The organism is Bradyrhizobium sp. LjRoot220 (assembly GCF_964252915.1).
Taxonomy (GTDB): Bacteria; Pseudomonadota; Alphaproteobacteria; order Rhizobiales; family Xanthobacteraceae; genus Bradyrhizobium.
In genome coordinates this window covers 33,612-49,551 of record NZ_CAXUPS020000004.1, presented here as the reverse complement: position 1 = coordinate 49,551, position 15,940 = coordinate 33,612, and the positions used below count along the sequence as shown (strand labels likewise).

Below are 15,940 nucleotides of genomic sequence, written 5' to 3'. Positions count from 1 at the left end.
GGCCACCTCCTAAGTAAGAGAGCCCCGAATTCCGGGCACATTATCACTGCAGGAGCGTCGTGATGGAGGCATCGTCAGCCACGGGTGCAGTGCACCGTCCCGGACGGGGCCGGGTGTTCGACAGCATCGTAGATGCCGTCGGCGACACGCCGATCGTCGGGCTGCGCAAACTGCCGCAGCTGCACGGTGTGAGCGCGACCATTTTAGCTAAACTTGAATATTTCAGCCCGGCGGCGAGCGTCAAAGACCGCATCGGTGCTGCGATGGTGATCGCGATGGAGAAGGCCGGCGTGATCAACGCCGACACCGTGCTGATCGAGCCGACCTCGGGCAACACCGGCATTGCGCTGGCCTTCGTCGCGGCTTCGCGCGGCTACCGGTTGAAACTGGTGATGCCGGAATCGATGTCGATCGAGCGGCGCAGGATGCTGGCCTTCCTCGGCGCCGAGATCGTGCTGACGCCGGCAGCGCAGGGCATGAAGGGCTCGATCGCGACCGCCGAAGAGCTGGTGCGGACGACGCCGAACGCCGTGATGCCGCAGCAGTTCAAGAACCTCGCCAATCCCGAAATCCATCGCCGCACCACGGCGGAGGAAATCTGGAACGATACCGGCGGCACGATCGATTTCTTTGTCGCCGGCGTCGGCACCGGCGGCACCATTACCGGCGTCGGCCAGGTGCTGAAGCCGCGCAGGCCTTCGCTGCGGGTCATCGCCGTCGAGCCGGAGGAAAGCCCGGTGCTGTCGGGCGGCCAGCATACGCCGCACAAGATCCAGGGCATCGGCGCCGGCTTCGTGCCTGATATTCTGGACCGCTCCGTGATCGACGAGATCCTCAAGGTCAACTCGGCGACCGCGATCGAGATGTCGCGCGCGCTGGCGCGCAACGAGGGTATCCCCGGCGGTATCTCCGCGGGGGCGGCGATTGCGGCGGCGCTGGAGGTCGGCAAGCGGCCGGAAGCGGCCGGCAAGACCATCCTGGCCATTGTGCCGTCATTCTCGGAACGTTATCTGTCGACCGTCTTGTTTGAAGGAATTTAGCGATGGCGGACCAGCCGAGGCGGCCGAGGACCCTGAACGATGCCCGCTCGGAGGCGGAAGCGGCGTTCAAGCGCACCACCACCAAGGTGGTGGAGGCGCCAGCGAAGCCGACAGCGCTTCCCGGCGTGAAGGAGCTGGTGTCGCTGCGCATCGACCAGGATGTGCTCGAATATTTCCAGGAAGGCGGCGCCGGCTGGCAGGACCGGATCAACGCGGCGCTGCGAAAGGCTGCGGGCAAGTAGAATTCCCGAAACAGACACGCGCGAATGCGTTCCGTTGTGGCCATCCGACTGGTTGCGCTGACCAGCGTCGGGTTGGCGATTGGCGGCTGTCTCGCCGATCCGGCGACGGCCGATCAGGTGCCGTTCACCTGCACGATCCTGCCGGGCGAGGAGATCGCCAGCGTCCTGATGACGAACCCGCTACCGAGCGATGCCTCCTGCATCGTGACGTGCAAATTCTCGACCGCCAAATACGACAACAATCCGCAGATCACCTGCGCCAAGGCGGTGCCGTCGGGCAAGGAAGTGGAAATGTGCCGGCTGACGTCGGGCGGCGACAAATTCGTCAAATTGATCGAAGGCCGCGCAGACTGTTTGAGGCTGTCTAACCCCGGTTCCGAATGAAAAAGCCCGGAATGATCCCGGGCCTTTTGCTGTCGATGGTGCGTTGGGCTCTTAGTCTTGACGCGTGCTCTTGAACGCGAACCGGTCGCCGCCCCGGATAAAGTCCGGGGCGGGTACTCACAACGCGATGCCTAGCGCAGCATGCCGCCCACGACGCCCCCGATGAATCGGCCGGCGCCGGCCGGATCGGGTCCGCCGCCGCCGCTGTGTTGACGCTGCGGTTGCGGTTGGTGGGGCTGGGCCTGCTGTTGGCCGCCTCCACCGCTGGCGCGGCGACGGGCGGGGCGCTCCTCGTCGCTGGAGCTTGCGGTAGGCGCCGCCGCCACGATCTCCGACAACAGGGCCTTGTGCTGCAGCTTGTTGAGGTAGCCGCTCTTTGGATAACCGCGGGCGGCCTGCCAGCGGGTGATCACGGCCCGGGTGGCTGCATCGAAGCTGCCGGTCACCTTGGTATCGAATCCGAGTCCGTTCAGCCGGCGCTGCACGTCGCGGCGCTGACCCTTGTCGAGGCCGACCTGGTCCTCGGTGGTCTGGTTGGCTTCGTCCTTGAACGTTGCAGGATCGATCCCGGCGCTCAGGTTGCGGGTGGCGTCGTTCGGCTTGCTCTCCAGCGAAGCGATCCGCGCCAACGCCAGCGATTTGAACTGACCGTTGGGATAGCTCGACACGTAGGCGTTGAGCTCTTCCGGCTTGTTGGAATCCTTGATCGAGCGCCAGAATTCGAGTTCGACGTCGGAGCCCGGTGCGGCGGCAACCGCCGCTGGCGCCACCGCCGTCCCAGGCGCGGGCGCGCCGTTCAGGTAGACCGTGCCGATCAGGTTGGTATGACCCCAGGGCAACTGGCCCTTGTTGGTCTCCTCGTTGACCTGGGCGCGGACCTTGGTCATCGCCTGCTGGATCTCGACGCCGGGCTGCGTCACGTTGGCGAGCAGCGCGCGCGTGAACGGGCTGTTGGCGCCTTCCTTGCCGTCAAGCGCGGTTTGTCCGGGACCGGTGGCAAACGCGATCAGCGTGCCTTCGCCGGATTTCATTTCGGCAAGGCCGGTCTGCACCGAAACGCTGCGGGTCGCGGAGTTGGACTTGATCTTGGCGGCGAACGGGTTGTCGCGGCAGGCATCGAGGAACACCAGCTTGACCTTGGCGTCGCCCATGGTCTGGTCGAGCGTCAGGTCGATGTTGATGGCGGCGCCGAGCTTGACGTCCATTTCCGATTTGATGTCGGCGTCGATCGGCAGCAGATAATTGGTGCCGCCGATAGCGATGCCGTGACCGGCGTAGAAGAACAGCGCGACGTCGGCGCCTTGCGCCTTCTTGCCGAAATCGAGCAGCTTCTCGGTCATCTTGTCGCGCGTGAGATTGGTGCCTTCGACCACGTCGAATCCGATATTGCGCAGCGCGGCTGCCATCGACTTGGAGTCGATCGGCGGATTCGGAAGGGCGGCGACGTTCTTGTAGCTGCCGTTTCCGACCACGAAGGCAACCCGCTTCTCGGCGCTGGCGGCGCCGGCGGTGAAGACCATGCAGATCAGAGAAAGGACGAGGGTTGGGAAGCGCATCTGAAATTCCCCCAGAGCAGAATCGAAAACAAATTTGGCGGTAACGCTCGCCGCAGGCTACACGAAAAATCCGCACGCGGCGCCAGAAAAATAGGGCAGGCAGGTATCCGCGGGAAGCGTCATCACCCCCCAATTACGCGACCAACCCCGTTAATCCTGTACGATGCTGTTCACAAATCCAGCAATTAAGGCGGAATTCAGGTTCCAGCCCGCCGAGGAGCGGGATGGGTCGCCCTCAGGTTCAATAGATTGCCGGCAAGGATCAGCATGGCGCCGAGCACGGTGAACAAGTCCAGTCGCTCCGAATAGATCAGCCAGCCCGCGGTGGCGGTTAGGGGAACGCGCAGGAAATCCATCGGGATGACGACCGTCGCGTCGGCATGCAGCATCGCGCGCGCCATGCAGTAATGGGAGAAAGTGCCGCAGAATGCGATCACGACGACCCAGCCCCAGACATGGACCGGTGGCCACGTCCAGACGTAGAGCGCTGGGAGTAGCCCTGCCACCGATTGTATCGCCAGCATCCAGAAAATGATCGCCACCGAATGCTCGGTCCGGGTCAGCGATTTGACCATCGCGATCGAGATGCCGAAGCCGACCGCGGCCGCCAGCGCAATCAATTGTCCGGGATTGACCTCGCCGGTTGCCGGGCGAACGATCACGATAACGCCGATGATGCCGAGCACGATGGCCGCGACCTTCCAGACCGTCATCCGCTCGCCGAGAAACATCGCGGCCAGGATCGCGGTCCAAATCGGCATCGTGAATTCGATCGCCACCACCTGACCGATCGGAATCAAGGTCAGCGCGAAAAACCAGCCGAGCTGCGCCCCGTAATGGATCAGGTTGCGCGAGATGTGCATGTGCAGCCGCGCAGTTTTCACGATGGCAAATCCGCCATTGGCGTGGATCATCGGATACAGCAGGAAGAAGCCGATGATCGTGCGCATCTCCATCAGCTGAAACACGTTCAGCTCGCGCATGCCCTCGCGGCCGGCGACCACCACGATCAGCATCAAGGCGAGCCAGCCCGACATCCAAAGCGCGGCCAGAGATTTGGAAGGTGTACGGTCCATTTTCTGGAACTGATTTTTGAGGCTGAGTTGCGGTGGACTGACGAGGGCAGGCCGGTATCGGCGAGTGCGTGATGATTTGCAACGCGTAAATCTGGACGCAGCGATGCGGCAGCTCGAATTTGGTGTGGGAGTGGCCGCGGGTTCGGTGTTATTTGTCATTCCGGGGCGCGAGTGAAACCGAACGAATCCGGAATCTCGAGAGCCCCCGGGATCTGGTCCTTCGGACCATCCCGAATGAAGAAGAAAATCGAGAGGACCTCTCCATGCGTATCCTGCAACCGGCCGGATGGTCGAAACCCCGCGGTTTTTCACACGGCGTCGAGATCGACGCTTCAGGCAAATGGATCGTGCTGGCCGGCCAGACCGGCGGCGACGAGAAGGGTGACTATCAGCCCGACATGGCCGCCCAGGTCGGCACGGCGCTGAAGCGGGTCATCAAGCTGCTCGGCGAGGCCGGCGCTGGCCCTGAACACATCGTCCGCCTGACCTGGTATCTGACCAGCCGCAGCGAATATGAGGCGGCAGGCGCCGGCATCGGTGCGGCCTGGAAGGAAACGCTCGGGCGCAACTTCCCGCCATCGACGCTTCTGTACATCGACGGCCTGGTCGACGTCAGGGCCAAAGTCGAAATCGAAGTCACTGCTTACGTGCCCACATCCTAAACCCACGCCACAAAGTGCGCGGAACAACACACAGGAAATCATAACGCCAATGACTACCAATCGATCGACTTCAGCGAATTTCGTGACGGCCTTCGCGACCGGCTGGCCTGAAGCGCAGCCCGACATCATGGTGCTGTCTCTGACGACTCACCACGGCGTGCAGGATTTTGCCTTCAACAAGGAGCAGGCGCTGTTGATCGCAAAAACCATCAAGGAAACGGCCGCGAGGCTGGAGAAGCCCAAATCGGCCTAGCGCGTTTTCCAAGAAAACGCGTCAAATCAAGAATCTAGAGCTTCTTCCGTTCCGATTCCATCGGAACGGAAGAGGCTCTAGGGTCGCCGGAGGGTACCAACTCGCGCGCAAGGCGTCCCTGGAAATGAAAATCGCCCGCTCGTGAGCGGGCGATTTGGGATCAGTCGCTCGGACGGCGCCGACTTTATTTCGACAGCGAAACATTCGCGGCGCGGAACACGCTGTCGGCCTTGATGCTGACGGACTGCTTGTTGCCGGTTGTCCTGAGCGCGATGTTGGCATTGAAGCCGGCGGTTATCGCCGTGACCTGGAAATTGCCGCCGCCGCCGCGGCCTTGCAGGCTGCCGGTGATGCCGCGGCTGGTTTCGCTCCAGGATCCGACGATCGCGCCGCCCTGATCGACCACGCTAGCGGTGAGATTGAACTTGTAGGCGTCGCTCGCGCAGGTGAGGCTCATTTCCATCCTGACGCCGGCGACGTCATAGATCGCGCGGCAGCGGATTCGTTCGTGCGAGCCGTCGTCCAGCGTGACGGTACCGCCGCCGGCCCACTTTCCGGCCATGCCGGCATAGGGCCCCGACGACTGGGCATAACTTGCTGGAATTGCAAGCGAAGTCAAAAAAAACGCGACGGCTGCAATTGTCAGCCGCCGCGGGTAGGCGAAACGCTCTGATGCTGGGCTTGCCTTACTGACGGGATGCTTCCCATCGACCGCTACACGGTACGCCCGCTGATGCCCCATTCCACTTCCCCGATCCGGAGTTGCCACTGAGTTGACCGTTCGCATATGCACCATTGATCGAGACTCGCACAAGTCCCCCGGAACTTACGGTGCCGGAAATCGGTCCGGAAATCTTGCCGTCGGCGACGGTCAAAGTCGAAGCGGTGCGCGCATCGCAACTGCCGGTCTTTGTGACGACGGTAACCTGCCAAAGCCCGTCGTAGGGCTGCTGGGCTGCGGCGGGAGCGGCCGCGAGGGCAGCGGTGGCGAGAAACGAAGTCAAAAAAAGCTTGCTGATGCGGTTGGAACGCATGGATCAAATCCCCGACAAATGTGTGTGATGAAGCGTCTTATCCGGGCTCAATGTGTTCAAACTTGGGTGCGACGCAACAAGATGGAAAGTTCCCACGAAGTCAAACACATCAAGGTGAATCTCGTTCCGGCGTCGGAACGGGAAATTTCCAATCGGACCCCGATTCGTGCCGAAATATCCTTAATCCGGCCTATGGCCCAACGGCTTAGTGCCGGGGCGAAAGGGCCGGCGCGAGGGTGGCGAATTGCTCGTCCTGGGGCTTGGCGGGCAGGGTCTTGTGGATCCTGGCGTAATCGATGACTTCACCGAGCAGCTTCTGGCCGAGGGGGGCCAGCGCGCGCTCCCAGAGTTCCCGTGCGGTCTCGCCCTTTTTGACGAAAACCCACTCTTGCGCGGCGATCGCGCCGGCGTCCATCTGGTCGGCGAGGTGATAGATGGTGCCGCCGGCGATCGGGTCGCCTTCCCTGATGGTCCACTCGACCGCGGCCATGCCGCGGTGCCGCGGCAGCAGCGACGGGTGATAGCCGATGCCGCCAAGTTTGGCGCCGGCCAGCGCCTCCTGGGTGATCCGGGCATGGCTGTGGGCGGTCACGATCAGGTCGCTGCCGGGGGCGATTTCTGCCGCAGTGACGAATTTGGGGTCGGCCTGCACGACCACCTCGACGTCCGCGGCCTTCGCCGCAGCGGCCAGCCGGTCTTCGGCATCGTGAACGACTATTCTCGCGACCTCGACCCCGTGTTCGCGCAGCATGTTGAAGGTCGTCACGCCGAAATGGCGGGAGCCGACAAGGGTGATCCGCATATGTTCTATCCGTCGTTAGTCAGGCCGATATGCGGATAGCACACCAAAGCCGTCAGTCTCGCCGCCGGGGTCGGCAAGTCCGGGTTATCAACAGAACCGGTTATCAACGGAAGGAGCACGTCCGGCAAGCCGGCATACCGCTGATCTGGGATGCTGTGGAGGTTAGTTCTTGCTGGCGCAACTCGGGTAAGGCGCCGGCTCGCCCGGCACGATCGGGCAGAGGCGAATCGGCTGCAATTGGCGCAACCGCGCCAGCCATTTGGTCTCGTCGATCGCACTTCGGCCTGTCGCCGGCGCGCGTTCGGCCCATTGCAGCGTGTAGTAATCGGCGCTGCCTTTGACGGTGACGATGAGCGTGGCTTCGCTGTGCTTGTCGGCGCCGCTTTCGACCCGGCCGCAGCTTGCCACCGCGACATATGCATCCTGATCGCCGAATTTGGCGGGGCCAAATCCTTGCGCGGCAAAGGTGTCGGGACAGGCCGACTTGAACCCGCCGACCATCGTCCCGGCAAAGGTCTCCGGCGAAAGCTTGGCGTTGCCGGCGGCCCCCTTGGCGCCGGTCACCGTGATCATCTGGGTCCAACGCTTGACCGTCTCGCCCTTCAGCACGGCCTCGCGGACATAGTTCGGCCCGTTGGTGTTCTCGAACACCGTGACGAAACTGATCGGCAAACTGAACGTGACGAGCTGGCCGAAGATCGGCGAGATCGCCTTGAAAGCGGTGGGGGCGGGGCCTTGCGCAGAAGCGGATGAGACGAGCAGCACGCCGATTGCCGCCAACGATACCGCCGCTCTCGTCATTTGCAGGCCCCTTTCACGCGCGCGCGTCCGACCATAGGCCTGCGCCGCCGCAATCGCCAGCGTGAGAGGTGTCACACCGAGAAAACCGATGCGGCGATAATTTGCCGGCGAAGTCAGCCATCCGGCTGAACCGGACGACAAAGGAACGGGCATGATGAAACGCTTTCTGATTTTTGCGGCGATCGCACCACCGCTCGGTTTCATCATCGCATTTTGGATCATGCTGCAGATCGCCAACTGGATGGTGGGCGGCCCCGGCACCTTCGACATGCAGCAAGTCGCGATGCTCCCGACGATCTATCTGGTCGGCCTGATTCCCGCGCTGCTGACCGCCGGGTTCGACCATGTGCTGGCGAAACGCGAGATGTCGTACCGGATCGCCCTGACGGCCTTGTTTGGGTATTTCGTCAGCTACGCACCGCTGGTCGGCGCATTCCGGTTGGCATTCATGCACGATCCGGGCGTGCTGCTGCTCGGCATCGTCGGCGCGGTGCCGGCGGCGCTGTGCTCCTGGCTGTCGACGGAGCGCAGACAGCCGGTTGACGCCTGACGCCTCGGGCCAGGGTCAGGTCAGGATGCGAAGCTGGGGTTTGCTGAAGCTGCTGGCCCGATCCCTGGTCTGCTCCGACTGACGCGTGCCTTCCAACTGAAGCTGGCTGCGCAGGTCGGCGCTGCACTGCTTCATCTGATTGCGCAGTTCGCGCCGCATAAAAGTGGTGAGAGAGGGATCGGCGAGCTGCTTCCAGGCCGAGCGCAGCCATTCCTGCAGGGCGCGGATATCATTATCAAAGATTGCGGGCTGGTTCATGCCACCGAATCTCCAGATGTGATCGCCGCCAAATTAGGTCTGATTCGTTAGCGAATGCCTACTCCGGGGAAAAACGGGCGCGAGCTTCAAATCCCGGAACGCACGCCCCACATGAACGTTCTGTCCGCAGCTTTTTCCTGGAGATTCAATGTCCGGCCATTCGGCGCTTGTCGGCTTCGCGGTGCTGGTCAGCCTGATCATGCCCGGCAGGGCGGCTGCGCAGTTCCCGCCGCCCGCTGGCTCGGCCGGCGCGGGCAATTCGGCGATCAGCGGCATACCCTACGGTCCAGCCAATCCCAGCGTGGTCGGTGACCCCAGCGGAATTGGAAATGCCTTGCGGATCCCGCCACCCGGCACCAACCGCCCTGCGCCGCCCACCGCTTACGGTTCGATCAATGCGGCGCCGTCGGGTTCGCGCGTGGTCGTGCCGCCCTATGCGGGCGCGTCACAGCGGATCACCATTCCGCGCCAGGCAAGGACCAAAAGGCCACCCGTGCGCCCGCGCGGCCGGGGTGAGACCAGCAAGTTCACCGGGATCTGTCGGGGCTGTTAACGGCGCGCTGCCTCGAGGCAATGCGATGTATTCCGCAGCCGTCCGGCCTGATGCCGGTGGAAAGTACGAGGAACAGAGCGCGATAGGCGTGATAGCGCGCGGCCGGCCGGGTCTTCTCCCGCCCGCTCGCAACCATTTTTCCGTTTTGATCGCGCACTTGCCAGCAAAAGTTCCGGTGGCGCTTGAAGACTACATATTCCAGCATCGGAGTCCGGAACACCGCGTGCGGCCGGATATTCCAAAGAAAAAGGCGGGCAACGCATGTTTCCCCCGTGGAGCGCGATTGTGCGATTCAGGAGTGGGACGAACGTTCAGCGCCCAATGGCGCAATGCTGTGACTCCAGAACAAAACCCCCGCCGGCCTGTGAGGATCGGCGGGGGCGTACGGGAAAGATGGTGCGAGGCTGGGGATTGCCCAGGTGTCGCGCCAAGGACCCGGTTGAAATCAGCCCTATCAGGCAATGCCGGGCAAGACGATTTTGTAAGCAACACTGCCTGCATTGCATGCACGCCGCGCCGGTTCGCGCGCAACCTTTCCGGCATCACTCGAGCGATCGACTACTCCGCGATGAACGACGTCGTGTCGGTCGCCGAATCGTAGCGCAGCCTGAGCACGTCGAATTTGCACAGATTGACGTTTTTCCAGAGCACCGATTCATCGTAATTCGCCCAGTCCACCTTGATGTTCCAGACGCAACCCTCGTCGTCCTCATCGAATTCGACATAGGCGGTGTTCTGGTTCTTGAGGGTCTTCTCGAGTTCGTTCTCCCATTCGTCGAGGCCGTCATCGGGCGAGTTGAAACCCAAAAACTTGATCGCATAGCCTGTCTCGTTGACGACCGAAACGTTGCGGTTGTCGGCGGCGAAAGCGGGCGCGGCGACAAGAGCCAGTCCAAGCACAATCAACGCGGATAAAATCATCCTCATCTGAAATTCTCCGATCAAACAAAAACGCGGCATCATCGGTCCTGGCCCGACATCCCGCAAGGCGCGTTTAGCAATCTTTGCATTCGCGGTCCTCTCACGCCGCGCACGATGGAGCGAAATTTGGACATCCGTATTCGTCCGGGTTAGCGGCACGCGGCTTCGCGATCTATAACGGCGTCGCTAACAGCGGGGGGCAGGGCGTTCGCCCATCACGGCGAACGACTTTCCACTGGAGGCTCACGAGGCCCGGACTCGCGGCGGCATTCCGGGCCTCGTCTACCTCAGCAACGCCTTCGCACCGCCACTAACGGTTGGCGATCTCGTCCACCCAAATTGCAGCGAACGTTGGCTCTGCCGGTTCACGCCGGCGGTTTCTGTTATTGCCCGGCGCGATTATGCGACTCGCAGCACAGCGGCCGAGCGTGCCATCCTTCAGTCCGATTTTCCTCCCGCCGCTAGCCGCGTGGTTCATCCGCCTGTCGCAAAACCTTCGGCCTACGGTCAATTTGGACGGGCACCCTTCGTCGCGATTCGACGAGGGCGCCGGGAATGCCGATTGGAATACGCGCGAAGCAAGGCCCGACCAGACAAGGCTTGACCAGGCGCCAATTGCTGGTTCGGACGGCATCCACCGCTGCGGTCGCAGCCTTGGGAGGTGTAGCCAAACCTTATCTCAGCCGCGCCGCTGATCGCCCGCACATCGCGAATGGGATCGCGTCAGGCGACGTCTCGGCCGATTCCGCTGTGATATGGGCAAGGGCCGATCGGGCGGCCCGTATGACGGTGGAGTGCTCGACCGACGAAAGTTTCAAGTCCATCATTCGCGCCCAATCCTGCAATGCGTTGCCCGGCCATGACTTCACCTCGAAGCTCCTGCTCGAAGGCCTGCCGCCTGGGCAGGATATTTTCTACCGCGTGCAATTCGCTGACATCGGCGAAACCGCCATTTCGGGAGAAGCGCACGTCGGCCATTTCCGCACCGCGCCGATGGCGCGACAGGCGGTCTCGTTTGTCTGGTCGGGCGACACGGCAGGCCAGGGCTGGGGCATCGATCCCGCCCGCGGCGGCATGCGAACCTACCGAACCATGCTTGCGAACCGTCCGGACTTTTTCATTCATTCCGGCGATCACATCTATGCTGATTGTCCGATCGAGGCCGAACTGAAGCTGCCGGACGGCGGGCTGTGGCGGAATATCGTCACCGAGGACAAATCCGTCGTGGCCCACAGCCTCGCGCAGTTCCGCGCCAACTACAAATACAATTTGCTCGACGAAAATCTACGCGCCTTCAACGCGCAGGTGCCGATGCTCGCGCAGTGGGACGATCATGAAGTGACCAATGACTGGGCACCGATCGGCACCGCCGACGAAACCGGCTACGCCGAGGACGGCAGCTCCCACCTGGTGGCGCGGGCGGCGCGCGCGTTTCACGAATTCATGCCGATCCGCAGCCTGCCTGAGCAGGCCGGCAGGATCTATCGCAAGGTCGGGTACGGGCCGCTGCTCGACGTCTTCCTGATCGACATGCGCAGCTATCGCGATTCGACGTGGAACAATCGCGACGACCGCAGCGACACCTGCATTCTCGGTCCGGCGCAACTGGCCTGGCTGAAGCGCGAACTCACGGCGTCCGATGCAACCTGGAAGGTCATCGCCGCTGATATGCCGATCGGGTTGATCAGCGAGGATGCAATTGCGCTTGGCGATGGGCCGCCGGAGCGACGCGAATGCGAGATTGCCGATCTGCTGTCGTTCATGAAACGCATCGGCATCAGCAACACGGTGTGGCTGACGGCGGACATGCATTACACGGCCGCACATCGCTACGATCCTAACCGTGCAGTATTCCAGGATTTCGAGCCGTTCTGGGAATTCGTGTCCGGACCTCTGCATGCGGGGACCTGGGCGCCCGCCCCGCTGGACAACACCTTCGGACCGGCGGTGGCATTTCAGAAAGGTTGCAGCGCGGAGCAGGGCGAAAACCTCGCGCCATGTTTCGGACTGCAGTTCTTCGGCCGCGTCGACATCGATGGCCAATCGGAGGTCATGACGGTGACCTTGAAGGATGTCGACAATCGGGATCTATGGTCGGTGGATATCGAACCGCGGCCGGATGGACGGCAGAAGCAAGTGCTGTCTCAGCACATCTGATCCCGCTGACGCCGCCGCAAATGCGGATGTGTCTAGCCTTGACCTGGCATGAGGACGTATTGCCTGGCGATCCGGAAACGGGAATCCGCGGCGTCCTGACGGAATAGCGCGAGTCTGTCGATCGCGAGGGTCTCGAGGCCGAGCGTGGAAAAGCTGCCCCTCAGCATCGTCATAACGGTCTCCAGCCGGTTGGCGTCGAGCCGGCCTGTTAGCGTCATGTGGAAACGAAACTCTTCCATCACGTAGGGATAACCCCAGCGGTCGAGATAGGCGCGCTGCGCCGATGTCAGCCGGGAAGGATTGCGGCGCGCACGGTCCGTTTCGGTGAGCGGAGCGCGGAACGTATCGAATTCGCTGACGCAGTCGGCCGCAAGCCGGATCAATTCTGCGGGTGGATCGGCCGGGATCACGGCGATGAAGCCACTGATCGAGCCGACCACCGGCCTGATGACCGGTATCGCCCGGGGCGTCGCGGCGAATGCGGCACATGCCGCGAGGAGTTCAGTCTCGGTTCTGCATGGTGCCAGCGAGAACGGCGCCTTCAGCGTGGCATGAAAGCCGTATTTGCGGGGATCGCTGGTCAGGTCCTGCCAGTCGGGCTCGGCGCGAACAACGCCTGCTGGAAACGGCACGTCGTCACCGCTGGCGGCATCGTAGCCAAGCATTGCCGCGCCGAAGCGATGGAGATCGCTTGCCGGCGCGGGGACGTAGTAGATCGCGTAACGCGGGTAATTCGACATCGGCACAGGATAGGGCCGTCTCAGGCGGCTGCAACCGCGCTGCGCGACACGGTCGAAGAATTGCGCAGGCGTTGAGCCTCGACCAGATGCACCAGACGCCCGGCGGTTATGACGGCCACGATGCGCGGCCGCAGCGGCAGCTTGTCGTCGACCAGAATGATGTCGGCGCGCCGCCCGGCGGCGAGCAGGCCGCGGTCGGTGAGGCCGGCTGCACGGGCCGGCGCCGCCGATATCAGCTGCCACGCCTCGGCGAGCGGCAGCACGCCGTCGGCGGCAAGACGGAATGCCGCCAACAGCTGCGCCGGATAGTAATAGTCCGACGCCAGCACCGAGCATAAGCCCTTGGCGATCATGTCGGATGCCTTGGTCCAGCCGGTGTGGCTGCCGCCGCGGACAACATTGGGGGCACCGAACACGATGAAGTCGCCGGCGTCAGCGGCCTCGCGCGCGGTTTCCTCATTGACCGGAAACTCGGCAATGTCGACGCCCTGCGCGCGAAACGCCTTCCGCATCTCGGGGCTTTCGTCGTCATGCGACAGCATACGCACGCTGGCGTCACGCGCCGCCTTTGCCAGCCGTGCGATCGACGCCGGCACCTCATGCGCGCGGGCAACAGTCTGCGCCACCAGCAAATCGAACGCCTCGTTCGAAAGCCCGGTGCGTTCGACCATGCGGCTGCGCTTTTGCGGCTTGTCGAGGTTGGCGACCGTCCCGTCCATGTGGTCGTTGAACGCGAACAGGTCGATGCGCCCATCCGACAGCCATTCGATGATCTCGCCCTCGGCGTCGAGATTGTAAGTCTCGTGGCGCAGATGAAAACGGGTGTCGGCCGAAAGTTGCGGCCGCATCGATTCGATCGCCTCCAGCAAGCGCCTGGCGTTGGCACCGGAGCGCAGGCCCGGCTCCCACGACCAGGTCGTGCCGTGATAGACGGTGGTTATCCCGTTGCTGATCGCCTGCCGGTCGCTGTCGATCAGGGCTACATCGATCGGGAAATCGACGCCGGGACGCGGCATCATCTGCCGCTCGAACGCATCGCCATGCAGATCGACAATGCCCGGCAGCACCAGGAGGCCGTCGGCGTCGATGCTCAGCGAGGCGCGGCCTTGCTCGGTGCCGACGGCGCTGATGTCACGGCCTGCGATCCGCAGCGAGGTTTCGTGAATCTCGTGCCCGAGCAGGGCCCGGCCGCCTTCGATGAAAATGTCAGTCAAGATGCCGCACCCTGATGCCTGATCGGCGCGCGGACGGAGCCCGCGCTTGTTTCGTATTTGGCTAGAAAATCCTCGACTGCCAGCTTGCGGAAATCGGGCAGGGCGCTGCGCAGCATCTCGTGGTCCCAATTCCACCAGGCGAGCTCGGCGAGCCGGCCGGCGACCGCTTCCGAAAACCGCCGTTTGATCGCGCGCGCCGGATTGCCGGCAACGATGGTGTAGGCCGGAACGTCCTTGGTCACGATCGCGCCGGCGGCAATCACCGCGCCGGTACCGACGTTGCGACCGGGCAGGATGATTGCGCCGTGCCCGATCCAGACGTCATGGCCGATATGGATGTAATGGGCGCGCCGCCATTCGAAGAACTCGGCATCGTCGCTCTCGCCTGGAAAATAGGCGCTGGCGCGGTAGGTGAAGTGCGCCTGCGTCGCACGGTGCATCGGATGGTTGCCCGGATTGATCCTGGTCATCGCTGCGATGGAGCAGAATTTGCCGATTGAAGTGTAGGTGATCTGGGCGTCGTTGACGACATAGGAATAGTCGTCCATCGACACTTCATGCAGGATCGTGCGCGGGCCGACTTCGCAATAGGCGCCGAGTTCTGTGTCGTACAATTTCGCCGTTGGATCGACGGTCGGGTCGGTTGAAAGCATCTGGCCGGCCATACGGGCGTCTCTCCGCGACCAAGGGTGGCGTCACAGCGGCACGTCATCGACGGGCATGATGACATCTTCATGACGGCTGCGTGACCGAGATCGCGGGTGTGGACGATCACCGCACTGCAGCGCGATTGTCACACAACTGAAATATCCAATCGTTAGCGATGAGCCAAGAGTGCGGTCAAGACTGGGATTCTGGAGCATTGCATGCTGGTGGTGGAAGGTCTGACGTGTCGTTTCGGCACAAAAGCCGCGGTGGATAATGCCTCGTTCTCGATCGCGCCCGGCGGCTTCGTCGGCGTGATTGGCCGCTCCGGCGCCGGCAAATCGACACTGCTGCGGATGATCAACCGCCTCGCTGAGCCATCCGAGGGACGTATCCTTTACGACGGCGTCGATGTCACAGCGCTTCGCGGCAGGGATCTGCGACAGTGGCGCGCCCGCTCGGCGATGATCTTTCAGCAATTTAATCTGGTCGGCCGGCTCGATGTGCTGACCAACGTGCTGATGGGAAGACTCTCCGACGTTCCATCGTGGCGGTCGCTGACCCAGCTTTGGCCTGAAGAGGACAAGGCGCTGGCGATGTCGGCGCTGGAGCAGTTCGATATGGCCTCGCTCGCAGCGCAACGGGCCGACCAGCTTTCGGGTGGCCAACAGCAGCGCGTCGCCATCGCACGTGCGCTGGTGCAGGAACCGGATGTCATCCTAGCGGATGAGCCCATTGCCTCGCTCGATCCGCGCAACACAAGAATCGTGATGGATGCACTGCTGCGCATCAACAGGCACTTCGGCATCACGGTGATCTGCAATCTGCATTCGCTCGACCTGGCGCGGAGCTATTGCGACCGCCTGATCGGCATGTCGGCCGGCCGCATCGTGTTCGATGGTGCGCCGGCGGCGTTGACCGATCATATCGCGCGCGAGCTGTACGACCTCGAAGCCAACGAGGTGATGGGCGGGGCGCCGGTTCATGCGCCCGACGATTCAACCGTTCCGGCGCTCGGTACCGCCGCTGCGGCTTGAGTACCGCATCGTTAC

The 15,940-nt window shown here is 62.8% G+C and carries 20 protein-coding genes; 9 read left to right on the top strand and 11 right to left on the bottom strand.

Going from position 1 to position 15,940, the window contains the following annotated elements; all coding sequences use genetic code 11:
• Nucleotides 1-62 precede the first annotated feature (62 nt).
• From cysK to ACSQ84_RS18560, 3 genes are read left to right on the top strand one after another with little or no spacing between them, the layout of a single operon-like run.
• Nucleotides 63-1,040: a cysteine synthase A gene (gene cysK, locus ACSQ84_RS18570; RefSeq protein ID WP_436213163.1), complete on the top strand. Its 978-nt coding sequence runs from the start codon at nt 63-65 to the stop codon at nt 1,038-1,040.
• 2 nt (nt 1,041-1,042) lie between these two features.
• Nucleotides 1,043-1,282, top strand: coding sequence for a BrnA antitoxin family protein (locus ACSQ84_RS18565; protein WP_436213162.1), 240 nt, complete (start codon nt 1,043-1,045; stop codon nt 1,280-1,282).
• A gap of 24 nt (nt 1,283-1,306) precedes the next feature.
• Nucleotides 1,307-1,666 carry a hypothetical protein gene (locus tag ACSQ84_RS18560; RefSeq protein ID WP_436213161.1) on the top strand — a complete coding sequence of 120 codons (360 nt, stop codon included), beginning with the start codon at nt 1,307-1,309 and terminating at the stop codon, nt 1,664-1,666.
• Between the two features lie 131 nt (nt 1,667-1,797).
• Here the strand turns inward: ACSQ84_RS18560 and ACSQ84_RS18555 are convergent, their stop codons facing one another.
• Nucleotides 1,798-3,222, bottom strand: coding sequence for a caspase family protein (locus tag ACSQ84_RS18555; protein WP_436213160.1), 1,425 nt, complete (start codon nt 3,220-3,222; stop codon nt 1,798-1,800).
• Nucleotides 3,223-3,419: 197 nt separating this feature from the next.
• The gene (locus ACSQ84_RS18550; RefSeq protein ID WP_436213159.1) at nt 3,420-4,298 is read right to left on the bottom strand and encodes a DMT family transporter; all 879 of its coding nucleotides are present in this window, start codon (nt 4,296-4,298) and stop codon (nt 3,420-3,422) included.
• 263 nt (nt 4,299-4,561) lie between these two features.
• On the opposite strand from ACSQ84_RS18550, the gene ACSQ84_RS18545 reads away from it, so the two are divergent.
• Both ACSQ84_RS18545 and ACSQ84_RS18540 read left to right on the top strand, forming a co-directional pair.
• Complete coding sequence (locus ACSQ84_RS18545; RefSeq protein WP_436213158.1) at nt 4,562-4,960, top strand: RidA family protein; 399 nt, start codon at nt 4,562-4,564, stop codon at nt 4,958-4,960.
• Between the two features lie 49 nt (nt 4,961-5,009).
• Complete coding sequence (locus ACSQ84_RS18540; protein ID WP_436213157.1) at nt 5,010-5,213, top strand: hypothetical protein; 204 nt, start codon at nt 5,010-5,012, stop codon at nt 5,211-5,213.
• A gap of 184 nt (nt 5,214-5,397) precedes the next feature.
• On the opposite strand, the gene ACSQ84_RS18535 is transcribed toward ACSQ84_RS18540, so the two are convergent.
• From ACSQ84_RS18535 to ACSQ84_RS18520, 4 genes are all read right to left on the bottom strand, one after another.
• Nucleotides 5,398-5,955: a hypothetical protein gene (locus ACSQ84_RS18535; RefSeq protein WP_436213156.1), complete on the bottom strand. Its 558-nt coding sequence runs from the start codon at nt 5,953-5,955 to the stop codon at nt 5,398-5,400.
• Complete coding sequence (locus tag ACSQ84_RS18530) at nt 5,900-6,247, bottom strand: hypothetical protein (RefSeq protein ID WP_436213155.1); 348 nt, start codon at nt 6,245-6,247, stop codon at nt 5,900-5,902. The genes ACSQ84_RS18535 and ACSQ84_RS18530 overlap by 56 nt, the downstream gene beginning before the upstream one ends.
• 205 nt (nt 6,248-6,452) lie before the next feature.
• On the bottom strand, nt 6,453-7,049 hold the full coding sequence (locus ACSQ84_RS18525) for a formyltransferase family protein (protein WP_436213154.1): 597 nt from the start codon (nt 7,047-7,049) through the stop codon (nt 6,453-6,455).
• 162 nt (nt 7,050-7,211) lie between these two features.
• Nucleotides 7,212-8,003: a hypothetical protein gene (locus tag ACSQ84_RS18520; RefSeq protein ID WP_436213153.1), complete on the bottom strand. Its 792-nt coding sequence runs from the start codon at nt 8,001-8,003 to the stop codon at nt 7,212-7,214.
• 1 nt (nt 8,004) lies between these two features.
• On the opposite strand from ACSQ84_RS18520, the gene ACSQ84_RS18515 reads away from it, so the two are divergent.
• A complete protein-coding gene (locus tag ACSQ84_RS18515) occupies nt 8,005-8,400 on the top strand; it encodes a DUF5413 family protein (RefSeq protein WP_436213152.1) in 396 nt (131 codons plus the stop codon).
• Between the two features lie 15 nt (nt 8,401-8,415).
• Here the strand turns inward: ACSQ84_RS18515 and ACSQ84_RS18510 are convergent, their stop codons facing one another.
• Nucleotides 8,416-8,658, bottom strand: coding sequence for a hypothetical protein (locus ACSQ84_RS18510; RefSeq protein ID WP_436213151.1), 243 nt, complete (start codon nt 8,656-8,658; stop codon nt 8,416-8,418).
• Nucleotides 8,659-8,806: 148 nt separating this feature from the next.
• On the opposite strand from ACSQ84_RS18510, the gene ACSQ84_RS18505 reads away from it, so the two are divergent.
• Nucleotides 8,807-9,211, top strand: coding sequence for a hypothetical protein (locus ACSQ84_RS18505; RefSeq protein WP_436213150.1), 405 nt, complete (start codon nt 8,807-8,809; stop codon nt 9,209-9,211).
• Between the two features lie 558 nt (nt 9,212-9,769).
• Here the strand turns inward: ACSQ84_RS18505 and ACSQ84_RS18500 are convergent.
• Nucleotides 9,770-10,138 (bottom strand): hypothetical protein, encoded by a 369-nt coding sequence (locus tag ACSQ84_RS18500; protein ID WP_436213149.1) that lies wholly within the window; start codon nt 10,136-10,138, stop codon nt 9,770-9,772.
• 549 nt (nt 10,139-10,687) lie between these two features.
• On the opposite strand from ACSQ84_RS18500, the gene ACSQ84_RS18495 reads away from it, so the two are divergent.
• Nucleotides 10,688-12,289 carry an alkaline phosphatase D family protein gene (locus ACSQ84_RS18495; protein WP_436213148.1) on the top strand — a complete coding sequence of 534 codons (1,602 nt, stop codon included), beginning with the start codon at nt 10,688-10,690 and terminating at the stop codon, nt 12,287-12,289.
• A gap of 32 nt (nt 12,290-12,321) precedes the next feature.
• Here ACSQ84_RS18495 and ACSQ84_RS18490 read toward each other — a convergent pair whose 3' ends face one another.
• The 3 genes from ACSQ84_RS18490 to ACSQ84_RS18480 are packed head-to-tail and all read right to left on the bottom strand — an operon-like array spanning nt 12,322 to nt 14,908.
• Nucleotides 12,322-13,029 carry a DUF1045 domain-containing protein gene (locus tag ACSQ84_RS18490; RefSeq protein ID WP_436213147.1) on the bottom strand — a complete coding sequence of 236 codons (708 nt, stop codon included), beginning with the start codon at nt 13,027-13,029 and terminating at the stop codon, nt 12,322-12,324.
• A gap of 20 nt (nt 13,030-13,049) precedes the next feature.
• Nucleotides 13,050-14,243 (bottom strand): alpha-D-ribose 1-methylphosphonate 5-triphosphate diphosphatase, encoded by a 1,194-nt coding sequence (locus ACSQ84_RS18485; RefSeq protein WP_436213146.1) that lies wholly within the window; start codon nt 14,241-14,243, stop codon nt 13,050-13,052.
• Nucleotides 14,240-14,908 (bottom strand): chloramphenicol acetyltransferase, encoded by a 669-nt coding sequence (locus ACSQ84_RS18480; RefSeq protein ID WP_436213145.1) that lies wholly within the window; start codon nt 14,906-14,908, stop codon nt 14,240-14,242. The genes ACSQ84_RS18485 and ACSQ84_RS18480 overlap by 4 nt, the downstream gene beginning before the upstream one ends.
• A 201-nt stretch (nt 14,909-15,109) precedes the next feature.
• Between ACSQ84_RS18480 and phnC the strand changes: the two genes are divergently transcribed.
• Nucleotides 15,110-15,925, top strand: coding sequence for a phosphonate ABC transporter ATP-binding protein (phnC, locus tag ACSQ84_RS18475; protein WP_436213144.1), 816 nt, complete (start codon nt 15,110-15,112; stop codon nt 15,923-15,925).
• The last annotated feature ends 15 nt before the right edge of the window (nt 15,926-15,940 follow it).